This is a genomic window from Limnohabitans sp. JirII-29 (genome assembly GCF_003063395.1).
Classification (GTDB): Bacteria; Pseudomonadota; Gammaproteobacteria; order Burkholderiales; family Burkholderiaceae_C; genus Limnohabitans.
The window spans coordinates 1-7403 of record NZ_NESB01000017.1 but is presented as its reverse complement, the minus strand read 5'-3'; the positions used below and the strand labels follow the sequence as shown (position 1 = coordinate 7403).

At 60.4% G+C, this 7403-nt stretch carries 1 protein-coding gene; it reads left to right on the top strand.

Annotation, left to right across the window (positions count from 1 at the left end; all coding sequences use genetic code 11):
• Positions 1-7403 (top strand): VCBS domain-containing protein (locus B9Z39_RS16755; RefSeq protein ID WP_108302734.1); only part of this gene is annotated, 7403 nt, incomplete at both ends.

The following is a 7403-nucleotide window of genomic DNA, read 5'->3' as shown; positions in this document are numbered from 1 at the left end:
GAATGCGAGTGCGGTCAATGCGGTGGGCTCGGGGAGCACACCGAGCGAGAGCTTCACGGTGAGCGCGAGCGACGGGACGTTGACGGGGACGAACACCTTGAGTGTGAGCGTGACGGGTGCCAACGACACGCCGGTGGTGGTGGGGCCGAGCGCGATCAGCCTGGTGGACACGGCGGCAGCGGACACGTTTGCGAACGTGACGGGGACCTTGAGCGCGAGCGATGCGGAGAGCGCGACGCTGAGCTATGGGGTGACGGGGAGCACGAGCGGGAGCTACACGGTCAACAGCGTGAACTATGACCTGCAAAAAGTGGGGACCTACGGCACGCTGTACGTCAAAGCGAGCAGTGGAGCGTACGTGTTTGTGGCGAATGCGAGTGCGGTCAATGCGGTGGGCTCGGGGAGCACACCGAGCGAGAGCTTCACGGTGAGCGCGAGCGACGGGACGTTGACGGGGACGAACACCTTGAGTGTGAGCGTGACGGGTGCCAACGACGCGGCGGTGATCAGCGGCACGACCAGTGGGGCGTTGACCGAGACGAATGCGGTCCAGAGCACGAGGGGGACCTTGACGAGCACGGACGTGGACGGCACGGCCAACCTGTTCACCGCCCAGAGCAATGTGGCAGGGAGCAACAGCTACGGCAAATTCAGCATCACGACAGGGGGTGTGTGGACGTACACCATGAGCACGGCGCACGACGAGTTTGTGGGCGGGAGCAGCTACACGGACACGGCGACGGTGAGTGCGGCGGACGGGACGACGCAGGTGTTGACGGTGACGATGACGGGCAGCAACGACGCGCCAGTGTTGACAGACACCGTGCTGACACTGACGACACTGAGCCAAGATGCGGCAGCGCCCAGCGGCGCGGTGGGTGACTTGGTGAGCAGCTTGGCCAACAGCACCAATATCGCCGACGCTGACACTGGTGCAGTTCAAGGCATTGCGGTCACGGCCGTCGACACCAATGGGACTTTGTACTACAGCACAGACAGTGGCAGCACATGGACAGCGGCGGGCACGCTCAGCACCACTCAAGCGTTGCTGTTGAACGCAGATGCCAGCACCCGGCTGTACTTTCAGCCCAATTCAGGCTATAGCGGTACCTTGAGTAGTGCCTTGACTTTCAAAGCCTGGGACACCACCAGTGGCACTGCGGGCAGCACAGCCGACACCACGAGCAGCGGTACCACGGCGTTTTCGACGGCAACAGACACCGTGTCGATCATCATCAATGCTTTCTACCCACTTGCAAACATAACCAACGAAGTGGGTGGCTTTGTGATCAACGGCGAATCCGCGGGTGACCAAAGCGGGTGGTCTGTGAGTAATGCAGGTGATGTAAACGGCGACGGTTTGGCTGATGTGATTGTGGGGGTGCCGTACGCCGACACTACAAGCAGTAGCCTCGCAGGCCGCAGCTACGTGGTGTTTGGCAAGACCAGCACCACCGCCATCAACCTGAGCGCGGTGGTTTTGGGCAGCGGTGGCTTTGTGATCAACGGCGGCAGCAGTGGTGATCAATTGGGTTTTTCTGTCAGCGCTGCGGGCGATGTGAACGGTGACGGCCTGGCCGATGTGATTGTGGGGGCCCCGACCGCCACCTTGTTCGGTTCTTCAAATTCAAACACCGGTGTCAGCTATGTGGTGTTTGGCAAAACCAGCAACACGGCTGTCAATTTGGCGGGGGCCGACACCACGGGCATGGGCACCAATGGCTTTGTGATCACGGGTATCAGCTTCGCCAGCGTTGGCAACTCGGTCAGTGCAGCGGGCGATGTGAACGGCGATGGCTATGCCGACTTGATTGTGGGTGCACGTTACGGTGACTCCACCTCTATAGGCGGCAATAACCAGGCCGGCACCAGCTATGTGGTGTTTGGCAAAAGCGGCTCGACAACGGTCAATTTGTCGGCCATTGACACGACGGGAACAGCCACAGGCGGCTTTGTGATCAACGGCCAATGTTCTGGTGACCAAAGCGGTTATTCGGTTAGCGCTGCCGGCGATGTGAACGGGGACGGTTTGGCCGATGTGATTGTGGGAGCGTTGTATGCCGACGCGCTCGGTCGCACCGACACCGGGCGCAGCTATGTGGTGTTTGGCAAGTCCACCACCACAGCCATCAACCTGAGTGCGGTGGCTGCGACCAGTGGGGCCAGCGGTGGCTTTGTGATCAATGGCGGCTCGAGCGGGGATCAAACGGGTTTTTCTGTCAGTGGCGCAGGCGACGTCAACGGCGACGGTTTGGCCGACTTGATTGTGGGCGTCAACCTGGCCAGCGCTTCGGGGGGGGCCAGTGCCGGACGCAGTTATGTGGTGTTTGGCAAAACCACCACCACGGCCATCAACCTGACTACGGTGGCCCTGGGAACGGGTACTGCGCTCGGTGGTTTTGTGATCAACGGTCAATGCTCTGGCGACCAAAGCGGTTACTCGGTCAGCGCTGCCGGTGACATGAACGGGGACGGTTTGGCCGACCTGATTGTGGGTGCACCGTTTTCAGACCCCCTCACAGGCAGCAATGCCGGGCTTGGCTATGTGGTGTTCGGCAAGACCAGTGGCACGGTCGTCGAGCTGAGTGCGGTGGCCTTGGCCAGCGGTGGGTTTGCCATTTTAGGCGAGAGTAGCGGCAACAACAGCGGTTATTCGGTCAGCGCTGCCGGTGATGTGAACGGCGACGGGCTGGCCGACTTGTTGGTGGGGGCACGTAATTCATCTGGCATTGCAGGTACCAACTCGGGGCGCAGCTACGTGATTTTTGGCAGCACCAGCGCGACGGTCATGCAAACCGCGGTGGACCAAATGGGCACTTCAGGTGCCGACAGTCTGACTTCCAGCGGCAGTCAAACCCTGGTGGGCGGTGCGGGCAACGACATACTGACGGCCAGTGCCACCACAGGGGCCGATGTGTTGTACGGTGGCTCCGGCAACGACACCTTTGTGGTGACCGCTGCCATGGTGACGGCGCTGACAAGCAGTTTGGGGTCGGGCGGTAACACCACACAACTGGCGCGTCTTGATGGTGGCACGGGGTTGGACACGATTCAGTTGACGGGGGGTGCTAGCCTGAGTTTGACCGCCATCACCCACAGTGCGGCGTCTAACCCAAGTGGGGGCAGCCGCATCAGCAGCATTGAAATCATAGACATGCTGTCCGATGGCAATGCCAACACCTTGACTTTGAGCGCGAGCGATGTGCGCGACATGGCGGGCATGAATGTGATTAATAGCAGCACCGCTGGCTGGGCCAGTGGCACTTACACCTTGCTCGATGCGGTGCGCATGCACCAATTGGTGGTGTATGGCAGTACGTTGGATACGGTGAGCGGTATAAGCGGATACAGCAATAAAGGTACGGTGACCTACTACAACGAGGCTTTCACGGTGTGGCAAGACGCCAGCAACACTGTGCAGGTGATTGTCAGCAGTTTGCTGGGTTTGAGTTTGGCGAACATCACCTCAGCGGTGGGCGGTTTTGTGATCAATGGCGAATGCGCGGGCGACCAAAGCGGTTGGTCGGTGAGCAATGCAGGCGACGTGAACGGTGACGGTTTGGCCGATGTGATTGTGGGGTCGCGGTATTCATCCGGCACAGCAGGTACCACCTCGGGGCGCAGCTATGTGGTGTTTGGCAAGTCCACCACCACAGCCATCAACCTGAGCGCCGTGGCCGCCGGAACCGGTGGCTTTGTGATCAACGGCGGCAGCAGTGGGGACAATTCGGGCTACTCCGTCAGCGGCGCTGGGGACGTCAACGGTGACGGCCTGGCCGATTTGATTGTGGGGGCGACCACAGCCAGGCTCGCTGGTGCAAGTTCCAACACTGGTGCCAGTTATGTGGTGTTTGGCAAGTCCACCACCACGGCGGTCAGTTTGGTGGGGGTCGAAACCTCGGGCATGGGCACGGCAGGCTTTGTGATCAAGGGAACGAGCTTCAGCAACAGCGGCAACGCGGTCAGCGCGGCAGGGGATGTGAATGGCGATGGTTATGCCGACTTGATTGTGGGCGCACGTTACGGCGACTCGACCAACTTGGCTGGCAATAACCAAGCCGGCGTTAGCTATGTGGTGTTTGGTAAAAGCGACTCGACCATGGTCACGCTCGATGCGTCGGCTCTGTCCTCGGGCGGCTTCATGATCAACGGCCAATGTTCTGGTGACCAAAGCGGTTATTCGGTCAGCGCTGCGGGGGATGTGAACGGGGACGGGTTTGCCGATGTGGTTGTGGGGGCGTTGTATGCCGACCCGTCTGGCCGCACCGACGCCGGGCGCAGCTATGTGGTGTTTGGCAAGTCCACCAGCACCGCCATCGACTTGAGTGCCTTGGCCACCACCAGCAGCCCGAGTGGCGGGTTTGTGATCAACGGTCAATGCTCGGGGGACCAAAGCGGGTGGTCTGTGAGCGGAGCTGGCGATGTCAATGGCGATGGCTTGGCCGATTTGATCGTCAGCGCCAACCAGTCCAGCTCGTTGGTGGGTACCGATGCTGGACGCAGCTACGTGGTGTTTGGTAAAACCAGTACCACAGCGATTGATCTGAGTGCTTTGGCTAGAACAAGTAGCCCAAGTGGTGGCTTTGTGATCAACGGTCAATGCTCGGACGACCAAAGCGGTTACTCGGTCAGCGCTGCGGGTGACGTCAACGGTGACGGCTTGGCCGACCTGATTGTGGGGGTGCCGTTTTCAGACACCCTCTCAGGTATCGATGCCGGAAGCACCTACGTGCTGTTTGGTAAGACCAGCAGCACGGCCATCAACCTGAGTGCGGTGCCTGCCAACAGCAGTCTGGGATTTGTCATTCGGGGCGAGACTAGCGGCAACAACAGCGGTTATTCGGTCAGCGCTGCCGGTGATGTGAACGGCGACGGGCTGGCCGACTTGTTGGTGGGGGCACGTAATTCATCTGGCATTGCAGGTACCAACTCGGGGCGCAGCTACGTGATTTTTGGCAGTACCAGCACGGCTATTGTGCAAACGGCGGTGGACCAAATGGGCACCTCAAGTGCCGACAGTCTGACTTCCAGCGGCAGCCAAACCCTGGTGGGCGGTGCGGGCAACGACATACTGACGGCCAGTGCCACCACAGGGGCCGATGTGTTGTACGGTGGCTCTGGCAACGACACCTTCGTGGTGACCAGCGCCATGGCCCTGGCGCTGCAAAGCAGCTTCGGTTCGAACGGCAATACGGCACAACTGGCCCGCATTGACGGGGGCACAGGGTCGGACATGATCCGCTTGACGGGTGGTGCCAGCCTGAGTTTGACCGCTATCACCCACAGTGCGGCGTCTAACCCAAGTGGGGGAAGCCGCATCAGCAGCATTGAAAAAATAGACATGCTGACGGACACCAGTGCCAACACCTTGACTTTGAGCGCGAGCGATGTGCGCGACATGGCGGGCATGAACCTGATCAAAAGCAGCACCAGTGGCTGGGCCAGTGGCACCTACACCCTGACCAGCACGGTGCGCATGCACCAGTTGGTGGTTGAGGGCAGTGGCATCGATATCTTGAATTTGAACTCGACAGACAGTTTCAGTAGCAAAGGCACGCTCACCTATGGCGGCAAGACCTACACGGTGTGGCAAGACGCCAGCAACACCGTGCAGGTGATTGCCAGCATGTCGTTTGGCGTGACCTTGAATGACGTGACCGCAGGCACAGTGGGTGGCTTTGTGATCAACGGCCAATGCCAAACCGACTACAGCGGGTGGTCTGTGAGCGCTGCAGGTGATGTGAACGGTGACGGTTTGGCCGATGTGATTGTGGGGGCGTATCTGAGTGACCCAGGGGGTCTGACCAGTGCGGGACGCAGTTATGTGGTGTTTGGCAAGTCCACCACCACAGCGGTCAACCTGACCGCTGTGGCCGCTACAAGTAGCCCGAGTGGTGGCTTTGTGATCAACGGTGAAGTCTCTGGTGACCAAAACGGGTGGTCTGTGAGCGGAGCTGGCGACGTCAACGGCGATGGTTTGGCCGATTTGATTGTGGGCGCACTCAATTCGAGTGGCACAGCGGGCACCAGCTCAGGGCGGAGCTATGTGGTGTTTGGCAAGAGCGACACCACGGCGATTGAGCTGAGTGCAATCGCCGCTTTGAGCAGCCCGAGTGGCGGTTTTGTGATCAACGGCCAATGCACGGGTGACCTAAGTGGTTACTCGGTGAGCGCTGCAGGCGACGTGAACGGCGACGGCTTGGCCGACTTGGTTGTGGGTGCCAGTGCGTCGGATCCGACGGCAGGGGCCGATGCCGGGCGCAGCTATGTGGTGTTTGGCAAGTCCACCACCACAGCGGTCAACCTGACCGCAGTGGCCGCTACAAGTAGCCCGAGTGGCGGCTTTGTGATCAACGGTCAATCGAGCAGCGATCAAAGCGGTTTTTCGGTCAGTGCCGCAGGCGACGTGAACGGCGACGGTTTTGCCGATGTGGTGGTGGGGGCGGCCTATTCGTCGGCGGCAACCACCAACGCCGGGCGCAGCTATGTGGTGTTCGGCAAGTCCACCACCACGGCCATCGACCTGAGTGCCGTGACAGCTGGAACTGGGGGGTTTGTGATCAACGGGCAAAGCGCCGTTTACCTCAGTGGTCGGTCGGTCAGCGGGGCTGGCGACGTCAACGGCGACGGCTTGGCCGACTTGGTGGTGGGGGAACCTGGTAATGGTTCTACTTTCTCGGGGCGTAGCTATGTGGTGTTTGGCAAGACCAGCACCACGGCCATCAACCTGAGCGCGTTAGCCACCACAACTAGCCCGAGTGGCGGCTTTGTGATCAACGGCCAATGCAACTCCGACCAAAGCGGCATCTCGGTGAGCGCCGCTGGCGACGTCAACGGCGACGGTTTGGCTGACTTGATTGTGGGTGCCAGTACGTCGGATCCGACGGCAGGCAGCAATGCCGGGCGCAGCTACGTGGTGTTTGGCAAGACCAGCAACACAGCCATTAACCTCACAGAGCTGGCGGTCAACGGTGGAAGCGCTTTAGGGTTTGCCATTGCAGGCGAAAGAAACACCGACCTAAGCGGTTATTCGGTCAGCGCCGCAGGCGATGTGAACGGTGACGGCCTGGCCGACTTGTTGGTGGGCGCACCTGCTTCGAATGGCACGGCGGGGTCCCTCTCAGGACGCAGCTACGTGATTTTTGGCGTCTCCAGCGGCGCGTTTGCGCCAACGGCGGTCGACGTGATGGGCAGCTCAGATGCCGACAGTTTGACTTCCACCGGCAGCCAAACCCTGGTGGGTGGTGCGGGCAACGACACCCTCATTGGCGGCGGTGGCGCCGACGTGCTGTACGGTGGTTCGGGCGACGATGTGTTTGTGATTGGCAGCGGTAACATCAGCAAGTTGACCAGTACCTACAGCGCAGCCGATGGACAACTGGCCCGCATTGACGGTGGCACAG